Below are 13,642 nucleotides of genomic sequence, written 5' to 3' on the forward strand. Positions count from 1 at the left end.
TTACTGTTATCCAAATGATCATAATTTTTATGTATAGCCGCCAAAGGAGGATGTGAAGGTGACTTTGCTAACTGCTATCGGCATGCTAGTCGCAGACACTTCTCAGATGGCGGCACAATCTGGTGAAGCTTCGACGCCTATATTGCCTTTGCTTACAGCAGCAATCGCTCCAGGAATTGCATTGCTGGCATATTTCTACTTGAAGGATCGATATGACTATGAACCGATTCATATGGTCATTCGTGTCTTTCTACTGGGGTTTCTTATTGTATTCCCAATCATGATTATTCAACATGGCCTTGTGTTGTGGTGGGGAAACAATCCGTATGTGTATTCTTTTCTAATCTCGTCCGGTGTAGAGGAATTTGTCAAATGGTTCGTGCTGTACCACATGATTTACAATCATGTAGAGTTCGATGAACACTATGATGGGATTCTGTATGCAGTTGCGGTGTCGCTCGGATTTGCGACCATAGAGAATGTCATGTACGCATGGCTTAATCAGACGTCATTCTCTCAAATGCTCATGCGTGCCTTGCTGCCTGTATCCGGACATGCCTTATTTGGTGTCATCATGGGCTATTACATGGGAAAGGCAAAATTCCTTGGCGGTCGATCACGTAAATATTTAATGTACTCGATTGGATTACCGTTGTTCTGGCATGGAGTGTATGATCTTATCCTAATGATGTCCACCCGTTACTGGCTGTGGTTCATCGTGCCGCTGATGCTGTTTCTCTGGTATTACGGCATGGGGAAAGTACGTCGTGCCAATGCCCGATCTCCGCTCCGATTAATGAATCCGGAAGATGAGGTTAATATGGAGCAATAATGGGAATGCTATATGTACATGCTCAAGTTGTGCACCGCACGAACGGGCGCAGTACATGGTAGCAAGGAGGGCTCATGTGAGGGTGAAGGTAACCATTCGCTGCCAATGCTGCGGCGAAAAATTCATTCTACGTGGCAAACGGGAAAAGGGTCGAATTGAAACGGGCTTCAAACAATGCATCTGTGATAATCGAGATGCATTTCATATTGATGAAGAGCCAATATAAGTATCGTAATAAGAGTGCAATAATGGGAATCGATGCATAAACCTCCCTGATATCCAGCAAACTAACATCACTATGATGTATAAGTAGCTGTGAAGGGAGACGTTTGTACCATGTATAAACGATTAAGTGCAGTGATGTTTCCGATTTTTGCGCTCTTATTTATTGGGGCGATTGTATGGGGATATCAAGAGCATCAAGAGAAGAACTCTATATTGATTAAGGCAGAGAACCAATATCAGCGTGCCTTTCATGATTTGACGTATCATGTTGATAAACTGCATTCTGAACTGGGACAGACACTTGCAGTTAACTCCAAATCGCAAGCGATGCACCGCAAAGGCCTTGTGAATGTATGGAGAATTACAAGCCAGGCGCAAAATGAAATTAATCAGCTGCCGTTGACGCTGCTGCCATTTAACAAGACAGAAGACTTCTTATCACGGATCTCAAACTTCTCATATCGAGCTGCTGTAAGAGATATGACGAAGCAGCCTCTTAGTGATGATGAGGTGAAAATTCTGAAGACACTGCACCAGAATGCTGCTCAAATCTCACAAGACTTGCAGAAGGTTCAGAATAAAGTCATCAGTCAAAGTTTGCGCTGGATGGATGTTGAGACGGCAATGGCCTCCGAGAAGAAGACGATGGATAATACAATTATCGACGGCTTCAAAACGGTGGATAAAAAGGTTAGCGAGTACCCAGAGCTGAACTGGGGACCTTCTATATCAAGCGTGTATACGAAGCGCTCCGTGAAGATGCTGAAGGGAAATCCACTATCAGAGCAGCAAATTAAAGAAAAAGCAGAGAAATTCCTAATTAAGAAGCCAAATGAACCCGTTCAAGTTAGAAAGAACGGCAAAGGTACCGAATATGAGTCGTATACCGTCTTCACGAAATATAAGAACGATGGCAGTGCACTCACTTTGGACTACACGAAACAAGGCTTTCTGATGTCATATATGGACACGCGTCCCGTTGGCAAGAAAAAGTTGACGATGGCGCAAGCCGAAGAGTCAGCGAAGCGATTCCTGAAGAAGAATGACTATCCTGACATGGCTGCAGTTCGTTATGATGAGTATAATAATACAGGCAGTCTTACACTAGTTCCGGTTGCTGATGGCGTATATCTATATCCGCAGCAGGTGACAGCTCGCGTAGCATTGGACAATGGCGAAGTTACCGGGCTGCAGGCAGCTGATTTCGTCTATGAAGGCAAGGAGCGCAAGGTTGGCAAGCCGAAGTTGGGCAAAAAAGAGGCGCAAGCAATGCTGAATCCTGACATGGACGTTCTGTATGACCGCATGTCGCTTATTAAAAATGATCTGTCTGAAGAAGTGCTCTGTTATGAGTTCGGAGGCAAAATTAATGGCGGTGCTTACCGTGTGTACATTAATGCCGACAATGGAACAGAAGAACAGATTGAAGAGATGAAGCTTCTCAAATCATAAATGAAGGCTAAATAAAGGTTCCAATTCCTAGCAAGGGAATTGGAACCTTTTTCTTTTTGGCATATTGGTATCATGGTATAATCTTCATGGAGGGGAAGCATATGTTACCGAATGTCAGTGACACCTTGTACGTGCAGCCAGTTCGGGAAGAAGTGGACGGGTTTGCCTATAAGGCGAGAGTAACGGAGATAAATGAACAGCTGATCTGGATGGAAATCCCGCTGTCGGAACAGACGGGTAAATACGGCTTGTTCTCCAATGGAGAGGAGCTGAATGTCTACTTCTCGCAATCAGATGGGGTAAAGTGGCATTTTCGTACACAGGTAATGGGCAGGCGCAATGAAACCATTCCGATGATGTCAATTCGGAAGCCTGAGCCCCATTGGGTATCACGAATGCAGAGACGCAACTATTTGCGTGTACAAGCGTCGTTGGAGATGGCAATCAGTACGTTGGATGGTGTGAAATTTCTAGCATTGACAGAGGATATTAGCGGTGGTGGCCTCTCCTTTGTTACCGAGTCCAAATGGGGGCTGCGCGAATCACAAATCATCCAAAGCTGGGTTGCAGTACCGTTCCGCAGCGGTACTATCGAGCATGTTTTCTTTACTGGGCAGATTGTTCGTGTTCAGCCTCTCAATGATGAGCGCCAGTTAATCATGCTTAAGTTTGACCAGATTGCGAATGTAGAACAGCAGAAACTGATTCGTTATTGTTTTGAACGGCAGTTGGATTTACGGAAATAACATACATATGTGTTGAAACTGTGCATAGCTTGATTGCAGGGTTGCCATACTACTTCCAAAACGAAGGGGTGACTTCTTATGCACAGACGATTGAAGAAGAAACCAAACCGTAAAATAGCATGGCGCACTTATTCAAAACATATCACACATCCTGAGCTATGCGGCTTATTATCGAAATGGCTAGTTCGCTCGTTATTATGGTTCGTACTCTGTGTTGTAGCCGCCCAATCCTTACTGCTTGTTGATACGTTTCGACCGTGGGTATCGCCTGTGGATAGGCTGGAAGGGGTTCCTTTTCAGCCTTTTTTTGAGGAAGAGAATCTATCATTCGATAGAGGCTTGCAGAAGAGGTGACTGCGATTCCCTTTTTGCATCCCTATTCTATGTGTGGTATAATTTTCACGTCGCAGGCAACGCCTGCTTTTTTCTTGAATGGTGCATGAAATGTTTTTCTACGAAGGGAGTCAGCCCCGTTGACACAGTCAGATCACAGCAGACATCACATAAATATTGCCATCGACGGGCCTGCGGGAGCTGGTAAGAGTACGGTTGCACGCCTAGTTGCGCAAGAGCTTGGGTATGTATACATAGATACCGGTGCGATGTACCGGGCGATATCTCTTCACATGTCACGAGCTGGCATTCAACCCGATGAGGCAGCAGCGCTCTCTGAAGAACTGAAACGAGTCACCTTGGAACTGAAGCCGGAAGGCGAGCGGCAATTTGTTATTTTGAATGGTGAAGATGTTACGGATGCAATTCGTACGTCTGAGATCAGCCGCTTGGCATCTGATTATGCCAAATCCCAAGTCGTTCGTGAGCAGTTAGTACATATGCAGCGTCAAATGGCAACACGCAAAGGTGTCGTTATGGATGGACGAGACATCGGTACACATGTACTTCCTGATGCAGAATTGAAGTGGTTCATCACAGCCTCTGTGGAGGAACGAGCCCGCAGACGTTATGCAGAATGGAAGGACAAGGAGAACGCTTCTCTTGAGACGTTTATCCAAGAGATTGCGGATCGGGATCGTCAGGATGAGACGCGTGAGGTGTCCCCACTTCGTCAAGCTGAAGATGCCGTTCTGCTTGATACGACAGGAATGGCAATTGCTGATGTTGTTTCGACGATCGTTGAGCGTGCTAATTTACAAAAGAGTTGGTGAGCTGTAACAATTATGTTCTATACGTTTGCAAGAGCATTGCTTCGAGTATTATACCGGTTCTTGTTCCGACTTGAAGCGAAGAGGAAGGATTACGTTCCTAAAGAGGGCGGTGTAGTCCTCTGCTCCAATCATATAAGCTTATTAGACCCTCCAGCAATCGGGATTATGTTGGATCGTAAGGTTCGTTTTATGGCGAAGGCTGAACTATTCGACGTCCCCGTGCTGGGTAAGATTATAAACGGTCTCGGAGCCTTTCCGGTTAAGCGCGGCGGAGTGGGCAAAGAAACCATCCGAACTGCTTTTAACCTGCTTCGCGACGGAGACATTATGGGGATCTTCCCGGAAGGCACACGCAATACAGATGGTGCTGTCGCAGCGAAGAAAGGTGCAGCGATGATTGCCTTGAAGAGCGGGGCTGCCGTTGTTCCTGTTGCCGTAATTGGGGAATATAAGCTGTTCCGCAAGACGAAGGTCGTATATGGTCCGCCGATTGATATGTCTGACTTATTGGAGCATGGAAGCGGCGCACTTGAGCTAGCGACTGAACGCATTATGGAGCATATCCATCGCATTATACTTGAGGAAAAGGCTGCATCGTAATTCATGCATGTTTTTGCTTCGATGGTATGATACTACAGGTATTATTTTTCTGGTATGCAGTGACCAATAGTTGGTAAGGAACTCTGCTTCATTCGTGGAGCGGGTTTTGAATAAATGGGGTTCAATCGAGGAGGTATTTCACATGTCTGAAGAAACAAAAGTTAACGAAACTGCCGAAACGGCAAGCCAAGAAGCGTTGGAGAACATCGTTTCCTTGAAGAAAGGTGACACCGTAAAAGGCACAATCGTCAAAATCGATGACAATCAAGCAGTAGTAAGCATTGGCTATAAATACGATGGCATCATTCCTGTACGCGAGCTAACTGCGGTATCGGTTGACAATGCTGCAGATGTGGTTGAAGTGGGCCAAGAAGTTGAATGCAAGGTTGTTAGCATTGACGATGAGAAGGAACGTCTTGTTCTGTCCAAGCGTCAAGTTGACAGCGAACAGGCTTGGGACGACATGCAGAAGCACTTTGAAGCACAGGATGTGTTCGAAGTAACAGTCGCTGATGTTGTAAAAGGCGGCGTTGTAGCTGATGTTGGCGTTCGTGCATTCATCCCTGCATCCATGGTTGAACGTCATTTCGTTGAAGATTTCAGCGAATACAAAGGCCGTACGCTCCGCGTGAAAGTAAAAGAAATTGACCGCGAGAACAACAAGCTTATCCTCTCTCAAAAGGATGTATTGGAAGCGGAATTTGAAGCTAATAAAATTCGCGTTATGGAAGGCTTGACTGAAGGCCAAGAGCTCGAAGGAACAGTTCAACGCTTGACTCAATTTGGTGCATTCGTTGATGTTGGCGGTGTTGATGGACTTGTTCATGTGTCTGAATTGGCATGGAGCCATGTTGAGAAGCCTTCTGATGTTGTATCCGAAGGTCAAAAGGTAAAAGTAAAAGTACTGAAGGTTGATCCTGCCAACGGCAAAATCAGCCTAAGCATGAAAGCAACTCAACCAGGCCCTTGGGAACAAGCGGGCAACAACATCAAGACAGGCGATATCCTGACGGGTGAAGTGAAGCGTTTGGTTGATTTTGGTGCATTCGTTGAAGTGGCTCCTGGCGTAGAAGGTTTGGTTCACGTTTCCCAAATCGCTCATCGTCACGTTGCTACACCTTACGAAGTATTGAAGCAAGGTCAATCTGTACAAGTAAAAGTGCTTGATTTCAACCCTGCTGATAAGAGAGTAAGCCTCAGCATCAAGGAAACAGAAGAAGCTCCTGCAGCACCAGCACCGAAGGCTGAGAAAAAAGTAAAAGAAGAATTGAACAACCCAAATGTATCCCTTACGAACCAAGCAATGAGCGTTACGCTTGCTGAGCGTTTTGGCGATATGTTGAATAAGTTCAAAAACTAATCTATTCATAAATGCAAATAACGGCGGACTCTTTAGAGTCTGCCGTTTATTTTTGTACTGTGCATCAAATAATAGCATCAGACAAGGAAGGGGGCGCGGTCTCGATGACTTCATCAGGTGTGTTATCAGTAGCGGTGTGGGTTTGCTTTGCAATCTTGATAGCAAGCGGTTGGCGTACGCCCCTATTCGCGGCTGTTACGCGGTCACAGGTGATTATTGTCGGACTTAGCTGGCTGCTTCTTCACAATTGGACGATAGCGTTGTCATACGGCAATCAAATAAATGGTGCATGGGTGCTATGGATGGTGTTGGCTGTATTTTTCCTTGGGCAACAGTCAGGTGGCAAGCTCATTGCCGTATGCGGCCATGTCGCCATGCTAGCTGCAATTTGGATGTGGCTCGAGCTATTAAGCCGATTTTCCATGCAAATGTCGAATTCTCAAACAAACATTTGGCTGATATCAGGCATCTTCTCGTGCTATATCCTGTTGTTTACAACGAATTGGCAGCTGCAATGGATCATTTTGACACTTGGGTTAACCTTAGGAGAAGTTCTCATTCATCTGCGTCTGCATACGTTAATCACTGCTGGAGAAGGGCAAGTTCAGGATGTATGGTGGCTGTCGTTTCTGCTTGTTCGTTTGATGTCAATTATGATGGTGTGGATGAAAGAACGGTTTTTGAAAGGGTTTCTTGGCTCCGAACAATAGTGGGGAATGCGCTTTCTTCGAGTATTTCAACCATTTACGTTAGCCAAGACCCGCTTTTTTTGATATGATGATGTACGTGTATAGTTGCAAAATATGAAGGAGTGAACTGCATGGCAAAACCCATTGTTGCCATTGTCGGGCGGCCGAATGTCGGCAAGTCCACCATTTTCAACCGAATCATCGGCGACCGATTGGCTATAGTGGAGGACAAGCCTGGTGTAACTCGTGACCGTATATACGGAACGGGAGAGTGGATTGGCAAGCCGTTCAATATTATCGACACAGGCGGAATCGAAGTTTATGGTGAAGATGAAATGCTGCGTTCCATCCGCGTGCAAGCGGAGCTTGCGATAGAGGAAGCAGATGTAATTGTATTTATGTGCGAAGCGAAGTCCGGCGTAACGCAAGCGGATGAAGAAGTGGCACAGATGTTATTCCGCTCAGGCAAGCCGATTGTTCTAGCGGTAAATAAAGTCGACAACATGAGTCGTATGGATGACATTTATGAATTCTACAGCCTTGGCTTTGGGGATCCAGTTCCGATTTCAGGATCTCACGGTACAGGGATTGGTGATTTGCTGGATGAAGTCGTAAATAATCTCCCGGATTTATCGGATGAAGAATATGATGAAGATGTCATTAAGGTAGCCTTGATCGGCCGACCGAACGTAGGTAAGTCTTCTCTGGTTAACGCAATACTCGGCGAAGAGCGCGTTATCGTCAGTGATGTAGCGGGGACAACACGCGATGCAATCGATACACCGTTCGAGAAGGACGATCAGAGGTTCGTGCTCATCGATACGGCGGGTATGCGCAAGCGTGGCAAGGTATATGAGACGACTGAAAAGTACAGTGTCATGCGTTCGATGAAGGCAATCGAGCGAGCAGATGTCGTACTCGTCGTCATTAATGGTGAAGAAGGCATTATTGAACAAGACAAGCATATTGCAGGCTATGCGCATGAGGCAGGCAAGGCGGTGCTGTTCGTCGTCAATAAATGGGATATCGTTAATAAAGATGATAAGACTATGCAGCAATTCGAAACCAAGATTCGCGACCATTTCTTATTTATGACGTACGCACCGATTGTGTTCTTGTCTGCGAAGACTAAGCAGCGTTTACATAAACTGCTTCCTGTCGTACAGCATGTTGCTCAGCAGCATGCCAAACGCATTCCAACACATTTGTTAAATGACGTTGTAACTGATGCAGTCGCCTATAATCCGCCGCCAACGGATAAGGGAAGACGTCTCAGAATCAATTATGCGACGCAAGTTGCGGTTAAACCGCCAACGATTGTCGTATTCGTTAATGATCCTGAACTGATGCACTTCTCCTATGAGCGATATTTAGATAATCGTATCCGTGCAGCGTTCGACTTTGAAGGGACACCGATCCGGATATTCACACGCCGGAAATCCGACGAAAGTTAGGAGCGAGCGGAATTGACGCTATCTATTATCGCAATTGTAGCGAGTTACCTTCTTGGTTCAGTCAGCTTTAGTCTTCTGATTGGAAAGTGGCTTCGTGGTATTGATATCCGTCAACACGGGAGCGGTAATGCGGGCGCGACCAATACGTTGCGCGTATTAGGCAAAGGGCCAGCGGCTGGGGTTCTCCTGCTTGATGCGGCCAAAGGAATGGTAGCCGTTCTTATGGGGTATTTGCTATCGGATTACACATGGGTCATGGTGCTAAGCGGGATTGCAGCCATCGTTGGTCATAACTGGCCCGTTTATTTTCGCTTCCGCGGGGGGAAGGGGATTGCTACCACAATTGGGGTGCTGGCCGTTCTAGCTTTTTGGCCAGCCCTATGTGCTGGCATTATCGCGATTGCTTCAATTGCTTGGAAACGTTATGTTTCGTTAGGATCATTGCTTTTTGCTGGACTGACTCCGATATTTATTTTGGTATTCCAATATGATTGGAGCATTTTCTGGGGCAGTTTGCTGTTATGCCTATTTGCATTCTATCGTCATCGGAGCAATATCGTTAAGCTGGTTCAAGGGACTGAGAACCGGCTTGGCGCGAGCAAAGGGGGCGTGTCCCGTGTCCGTTAAAGTTGCTGTATTCGTAGCCGGAAGCTGGGGGACTGCCCTAAGCGAGGTTCTCGCCCATAATGGACACGATGTGTATCTATGGACGAGAAATGAACAGCAGGCAGAAGAGATCAATACGGTGCATACGAACGGGAAATATCTGCCGAACGTTACCTTGCATCCCGGCATTCGGGCAACCAATTCCGTCGAAGAGGCTATGAGCGGTGCGAAGGCTTGCGTTGTTGTAGCACCATCTGCTGCGATGCGCCAAGTTGCGGGAATGATGAAGCCGTATTTAACGGACGAGATGGTTGTCGTACATGCGACGAAGGGATTTGAAACCGAAACGTTAAAGCGCATGTCAGAGGTGCTTGTAGAGGAGCTTGGATGCAGCTCAGATCGAATAGCTGTGCTGTCAGGTCCGAGCCATGCCGAAGAGGTTGTGAAGCAATGTCCAACAACGGTAGTCGTTGCATCAACCAGTACGAAGGCTGCTGAACAAGCACAGGATTTATTTATGAACGAATCCTTCTTTCGTGTCTATACCAATCCAGATGTGATTGGTGTGGAACTTGCAGGAGCGCTCAAAAATATAATTGCATTAGGCGCAGGCTTATCCGATGGACTGGAGTTCGGAGATAATGGCAAGGCTGCTTTATTAACACGCGGCTTGGCTGAGATTGCTCGGCTCGGAGTTGTGATGGGAGCGAATGCGATGACATTTGCCGGCCTTGCGGGCGTTGGCGATCTAGTTGTAACTTGTACGAGCAGACATAGCCGGAACTGGAGAGCTGGCTCGCTGATAGGTCAAGGTATGGCGGTTGATGAGGTGTTGGCTCATATGGGGATGGTCGTTGAAGGTATCCGTACAACGAAGGCGGCTCATTTCTTGGCTGATCGATATGACGTCCAAATGCCGATTACAGAGCAGTTATATCGAGTATTATTCGAATCTCGTGATCCAAAGACAGCAGTTGAATGCTTAATGGGTCGAGTTCGTAAGAACGAAATTGAAGAAGTGGCCACATCGGATTGGTCATCCTAGATATTGATGGGCTTGCACGGACTCTATTATTGGCTAGTATCCTTATCACCTTCATTTATTCGTCGACATACACTGTATAGAGTACAGACCCGAGGAGGGGCGATATGTCGAATAAATTTCCGAAGGATGCATTGAATGCAATCAATAAGAAGTCTGGCAAGAACATAACGGAGAATCAAATCAAGAAGCTTGCAGGTACGGTGAAGCCTTCGACGATGCAGAATGAGGCGCAGTTGCGGCAGTTGATTAAGCAAGTTGCTTCAATGGCCAAACTACCTGTCTCAGAGTCGACAATAAATGACATTGTCAGCACCGTGAAGAAGAGCGGAGTTAACGCAAACAACCTGGAAGCATTGATGAAGTTGATGAAGAAGTAGCAGGCACAATCGATATGATGTAAAAAGAAGACGACACGACAGCGAGTAGCTGATTGTGTCGTTTTTTTGTGCATGTTCGTGCAAAACGTTTCTCTTCTATTTCATCGAATGGTATAATGAGAGCAGTTTGAACGAATGGGAGAATCGGGAAAATGGACAGTATGACAAAAATGTGGGTATCCTTTATAGGAATAGGCCTAATGGCCTTTTCTGCACTGCTCATTGCTTTTGCCAGAAGTAAGACGAGAGGCTGGGTACGAGGTATTCTTTCGCTTATTGCGTTCATTATGCTGCTTGCAGGTATGGTATATGGATTTTTCTCCATCTTGTAGGCGTAATTAACACTTTACTCAATACATATCGTCATTGACGATAAGACGGTCGAAGGAGTGTGATTGAGGATGGTGGACATCCTATTCAGAGGCAAGACGAAGCAAGCGAGTATATCTGTACCTGTAGGTACTACTCTGCTGGATGCCGCAAAGGAATCTGGAGTAGATTGGAATTATGCTTGCACGCGCGGAACATGTGCGAGATGTCGCTGCTTAATCGAAGAAGGACAAGAATATGTATCCGAAGTGACTGATGCAGAGTGGAACCGTATGGAGGAAGAAGAATTCGAGCAGGGTTATCGGCTCTCTTGTCAGGTCGTTGCAGAAGCGGATGGCTTCATTCGTGCAGTTCACAAGCCGTATTTTTGATCATAGGTCTGACTGGTGACTGGCAGCCTGAATAATGCAGTATGGATTCAAATGTGAATGGAGCAAATGGCATGATATCATTATCCGAACCAATAATGGGGACAATTGAACAATTAGTAGCATCAGCGAACAACGATATGAAGCACTGGATGCTAGGTGGGAGCTGTGGATTAGTTCTACAAGGGGTACCGCTTGGCCGGGAGCCTCGTGATGTGGATATCTATGCGGATGAGCCCGATGCAAAGCATCTACAGGAGCAATGGAATCCATATGCAACCGATGCGCCCGAATGGAATGCAACGAGTACTTATCATTCCTTATTAAGTCATTATCAAATATGCGGAGTTCCCATTGAATTGGTTGGTCAATTCATTGTGACTACACCGCAATGCCAATACAACACAATCATTCGTGATGCCTTATGGAATCATCGCATCATCTATAATATTGACAGATTTCGCATCGCGTTAATGCCGCTAGCTCATGAATTGGTCTTCAATATATTGCGTCAGCGGGAAGATCGTACAGCTTCGATCGCACAGGTAATCAATGCTGCTCCTGAGCAGCATATTGCTGCTATGAATACGGTATTGGCAAATTGCTCGGAACCTGCGTATATACGTTCCATCGTGAATGAAAGGTGTCCGAAAATGATGTCTTTTTTATTTGTCTAATGTAAATGATTTGTTGTAAATAAAGGTGGAGTCGCATGTAGCCCTACCAACGTTGAGGAAAGGGGCTGGCTAGTATGGGGACAAACGTGCGGTTCGAGCCTTCTGGCAAGGTATGGGGGGCTAAGCGCTCGATGTCGTTATTGGATGCCGCGCAACGCGCAGGTGTTCCGATACGCACAAGATGCAGCGGGAAGGCGGGCTGCTTGATGTGTAAAGTACAGGTATCAGCGGATAAAGAAGGACTAATTGGAGAGCCCACTTTAGCAGAGAGCAGCAAGCTAGGTATCCATTCAGCAACTGGGCTTCGTTTATCGTGCCAGACACTGCTGACAGGGAATCCAGGTACGGTTACGGTGGAAGTCCCAGAAGATCCTCTGAAAGCCATTATTCGACGCAAGCTAGCGGAACAGGAAGATGACAGCTTGTGGTAATGCCAGAATAGAATGAACAGCTCTATCTTCAAGTGTGGAATTGTGATTGTGACTGAGGAGGAGAAGTAGTTGAGGTCGGGGAGACAAATCTGTTGTATCGTGCTATTCGTTATCATGAGCATGACACTTCAAGGATGCTTATATCCGAAGGAGATGCGCAAGGAAAGCCAACAATCGGTTCGTGAGGGCGTACTTCTTGTCCAAAATGCTGTGGATCAGTATCAGAAGGATACAGGTCTGCTTCCGCTAGTAAGCAGCGATGAGAGTGTTCCACGATATGAGAAGTTCCGTGTGAACTTTGAATTGCTCAAGCGAAAAGATCTGCTTAGCGCAATTCCCGGGAGTGCATTTGAATCAGGTGGCTCGGGTGTGTATCTGATTATTGATGAAGAGACGATTCCGAAAGTGAAGGTGATGGATTTACTTACTTCACAGCGGGTCAATGATCTTGCTCGTGCTGTTGATGCGCATATACGGGCTAAGGGTGCGTTGCCGAAGCAGGAGGAAGTATATCCTGGATTCTATCGAATTGATGAGAAGCTGATAGGCATACAGCCTGTAGAAGTTCGAAGTCCGTTCAGCCGAAGTGTACTGTCGTTCATGATGGATGAGCAAGGAAGGGTATACGCAGATTATGCGCAGGATATTATGCAGCTTGTGGAAACCTCTGGGAAGCAGCCTACAGGTCAAGAGAAGGATCTGAGGCCCATGCTTGCGGATGCCTCCTTCTTTGTGCCGGTGAAGTCAGTCGCGTACAAATGGAGCAACGGTGCGCCTGTACCTCAAGAAGAGACTTCCAAATAGACAAATGGAATGAAAGGAAGGCCGGTCGATATGTTCGACTGGTCTTTTTTGCATGCGAACATGGATGACAGGTTGGTACAGAAATAGAAAAGACGATTTACTCATCGATATGCAAGATAATGTCATACTTCATTTCTAACTTCATATATCTGATTTGGAAGGCGTTTGTTGATACGACCTTTTGCGTTCGTGCCCAAGTGGGGGGTCACTCACGGATGAGCATCACTATCTACTAGAACTGAATCATTTACGAAAAATGTTTTGTGTGAGGGGCATATTTATGCCATCTAGCAAATAAGATGTTACTAGTCCAAAAGCATGTACGAGTTGCGTCGAAATGCCCTTGTACGACGTGAAATCTCGGCGGCGAACACTGGCGACAACGGCAACAGCTCAATCCTAGCAACGGTGCCAATCGTTTCTGAAGGGCGAGAGGCGAATGTTGTCTCGTAGTCCGTCGGAAAAATTTGAGGAGGGGAT

General features: G+C 46.3%; 18 protein-coding genes. All 18 read left to right on the top strand.

Annotated features, from left to right (window positions below; genetic code table 11):
- The first annotated feature begins 106 nt into the window (after nt 1-106).
- The 18 genes from prsW (at nt 107) to PBN151_RS32245 (ending at nt 13,615) form a co-directional block, all read left to right on the top strand.
- A complete protein-coding gene (gene prsW / locus PBN151_RS05025) occupies nt 107-832 on the top strand; it encodes a glutamic-type intramembrane protease PrsW (protein ID WP_051249867.1) in 726 nt (241 codons plus the stop codon).
- Nucleotides 833-1,168: 336 nt separating this feature from the next.
- A complete protein-coding gene (gene ypeB / locus PBN151_RS05030; protein ID WP_072727933.1) occupies nt 1,169-2,509 on the top strand; it encodes a germination protein YpeB in 1,341 nt (446 codons plus the stop codon).
- A 101-nt stretch (nt 2,510-2,610) separates the two neighbouring features.
- On the top strand, nt 2,611-3,255 hold the full coding sequence (locus PBN151_RS05035) for a flagellar brake protein (protein WP_072727934.1): 645 nt from the start codon (nt 2,611-2,613) through the stop codon (nt 3,253-3,255).
- Nucleotides 3,256-3,333: 78 nt separating this feature from the next.
- On the top strand, nt 3,334-3,609 hold the full coding sequence (locus PBN151_RS05040) for a hypothetical protein (RefSeq protein ID WP_072727935.1): 276 nt from the start codon (nt 3,334-3,336) through the stop codon (nt 3,607-3,609).
- A 119-nt stretch (nt 3,610-3,728) separates the two neighbouring features.
- Nucleotides 3,729-4,421 (top strand): (d)CMP kinase, encoded by a 693-nt coding sequence (cmk, locus tag PBN151_RS05045; RefSeq protein WP_065290839.1) that lies wholly within the window; start codon nt 3,729-3,731, stop codon nt 4,419-4,421.
- A 12-nt stretch (nt 4,422-4,433) separates the two neighbouring features.
- Nucleotides 4,434-5,021 (top strand): lysophospholipid acyltransferase family protein, encoded by a 588-nt coding sequence (locus PBN151_RS05050; protein ID WP_021259221.1) that lies wholly within the window; start codon nt 4,434-4,436, stop codon nt 5,019-5,021.
- Between the two features lie 142 nt (nt 5,022-5,163).
- Nucleotides 5,164-6,381: a 30S ribosomal protein S1 gene (gene rpsA / locus PBN151_RS05055; RefSeq protein WP_065290841.1), complete on the top strand. Its 1,218-nt coding sequence runs from the start codon at nt 5,164-5,166 to the stop codon at nt 6,379-6,381.
- Between the two features lie 104 nt (nt 6,382-6,485).
- Nucleotides 6,486-7,091: a hypothetical protein gene (locus PBN151_RS05060; protein WP_072727936.1), complete on the top strand. Its 606-nt coding sequence runs from the start codon at nt 6,486-6,488 to the stop codon at nt 7,089-7,091.
- Nucleotides 7,092-7,201: 110 nt separating this feature from the next.
- Nucleotides 7,202-8,524: a ribosome biogenesis GTPase Der gene (der, locus tag PBN151_RS05065; RefSeq protein ID WP_021252902.1), complete on the top strand. Its 1,323-nt coding sequence runs from the start codon at nt 7,202-7,204 to the stop codon at nt 8,522-8,524.
- Nucleotides 8,525-8,536: 12 nt separating this feature from the next.
- Nucleotides 8,537-9,151: a glycerol-3-phosphate 1-O-acyltransferase PlsY gene (gene plsY / locus PBN151_RS05070; RefSeq protein WP_072727937.1), complete on the top strand. Its 615-nt coding sequence runs from the start codon at nt 8,537-8,539 to the stop codon at nt 9,149-9,151.
- Nucleotides 9,141-10,175 (top strand): NAD(P)H-dependent glycerol-3-phosphate dehydrogenase, encoded by a 1,035-nt coding sequence (locus PBN151_RS05075; protein WP_021252900.1) that lies wholly within the window; start codon nt 9,141-9,143, stop codon nt 10,173-10,175. Before plsY ends, PBN151_RS05075 begins: the two co-directional genes overlap by 11 nt.
- 104 nt (nt 10,176-10,279) lie before the next feature.
- Nucleotides 10,280-10,552, top strand: a complete 273-nt coding sequence (locus PBN151_RS05080; protein ID WP_021252899.1) for a stage VI sporulation protein F — start codon at nt 10,280-10,282, stop codon at nt 10,550-10,552.
- 152 nt (nt 10,553-10,704) lie between these two features.
- Complete coding sequence (locus PBN151_RS05085; protein ID WP_065290844.1) at nt 10,705-10,884, top strand: DUF2768 family protein; 180 nt, start codon at nt 10,705-10,707, stop codon at nt 10,882-10,884.
- A gap of 69 nt (nt 10,885-10,953) precedes the next feature.
- Nucleotides 10,954-11,253, top strand: coding sequence for a 2Fe-2S iron-sulfur cluster-binding protein (locus tag PBN151_RS05090; protein ID WP_072727938.1), 300 nt, complete (start codon nt 10,954-10,956; stop codon nt 11,251-11,253).
- A gap of 41 nt (nt 11,254-11,294) precedes the next feature.
- Nucleotides 11,295-11,927 carry a nucleotidyltransferase family protein gene (locus tag PBN151_RS05095; RefSeq protein ID WP_227774403.1) on the top strand — a complete coding sequence of 211 codons (633 nt, stop codon included), beginning with the start codon at nt 11,295-11,297 and terminating at the stop codon, nt 11,925-11,927.
- A 74-nt stretch (nt 11,928-12,001) separates the two neighbouring features.
- The gene (locus tag PBN151_RS05100) at nt 12,002-12,358 is read left to right on the top strand and encodes a 2Fe-2S iron-sulfur cluster-binding protein (RefSeq protein WP_065290846.1); all 357 of its coding nucleotides are present in this window, start codon (nt 12,002-12,004) and stop codon (nt 12,356-12,358) included.
- A gap of 99 nt (nt 12,359-12,457) precedes the next feature.
- Complete coding sequence (locus tag PBN151_RS05105; RefSeq protein WP_227774405.1) at nt 12,458-13,162, top strand: DUF3939 domain-containing protein; 705 nt, start codon at nt 12,458-12,460, stop codon at nt 13,160-13,162.
- Between the two features lie 318 nt (nt 13,163-13,480).
- Complete coding sequence (locus tag PBN151_RS32245; protein ID WP_265332076.1) at nt 13,481-13,615, top strand: hypothetical protein; 135 nt, start codon at nt 13,481-13,483, stop codon at nt 13,613-13,615.
- Nucleotides 13,616-13,642 lie beyond the last annotated feature (27 nt).

Source organism: Paenibacillus sp. NAIST15-1 (assembly GCF_001894745.1).
Classification (GTDB): domain Bacteria; phylum Bacillota; class Bacilli; order Paenibacillales; family Paenibacillaceae; genus Paenibacillus_B; species Paenibacillus_B suaedae.

Coding starts and splice junctions, on each gene's coding strand:
- PBN151_RS05090 (WP_072727938.1), top strand. CDS start 10,954: ATGGTGGACATCCTATTCAGAGGCAAGACGAAGCAAGCGAGTATATCT.
- PBN151_RS05035 (WP_072727934.1), top strand. CDS start 2,611: ATGTTACCGAATGTCAGTGACACCTTGTACGTGCAGCCAGTTCGGGAA.
- PBN151_RS05080 (WP_021252899.1), top strand. CDS start 10,280: ATGTCGAATAAATTTCCGAAGGATGCATTGAATGCAATCAATAAGAAG.
- PBN151_RS05085 (WP_065290844.1), top strand. CDS start 10,705: ATGGACAGTATGACAAAAATGTGGGTATCCTTTATAGGAATAGGCCTA.
- PBN151_RS05060 (WP_072727936.1), top strand. CDS start 6,486: ATGACTTCATCAGGTGTGTTATCAGTAGCGGTGTGGGTTTGCTTTGCA.
- rpsA (WP_065290841.1), top strand. CDS start 5,164: ATGTCTGAAGAAACAAAAGTTAACGAAACTGCCGAAACGGCAAGCCAA.
- der (WP_021252902.1), top strand. CDS start 7,202: ATGGCAAAACCCATTGTTGCCATTGTCGGGCGGCCGAATGTCGGCAAG.
- ypeB (WP_072727933.1), top strand. CDS start 1,169: ATGTATAAACGATTAAGTGCAGTGATGTTTCCGATTTTTGCGCTCTTA.
- PBN151_RS05095 (WP_227774403.1), top strand. CDS start 11,295: ATGGATTCAAATGTGAATGGAGCAAATGGCATGATATCATTATCCGAA.
- PBN151_RS05040 (WP_072727935.1), top strand. CDS start 3,334: ATGCACAGACGATTGAAGAAGAAACCAAACCGTAAAATAGCATGGCGC.
- prsW (WP_051249867.1), top strand. CDS start 107: ATGGCGGCACAATCTGGTGAAGCTTCGACGCCTATATTGCCTTTGCTT.
- PBN151_RS05050 (WP_021259221.1), top strand. CDS start 4,434: ATGTTCTATACGTTTGCAAGAGCATTGCTTCGAGTATTATACCGGTTC.
- PBN151_RS05100 (WP_065290846.1), top strand. CDS start 12,002: ATGGGGACAAACGTGCGGTTCGAGCCTTCTGGCAAGGTATGGGGGGCT.
- PBN151_RS32245 (WP_265332076.1), top strand. CDS start 13,481: ATGTACGAGTTGCGTCGAAATGCCCTTGTACGACGTGAAATCTCGGCG.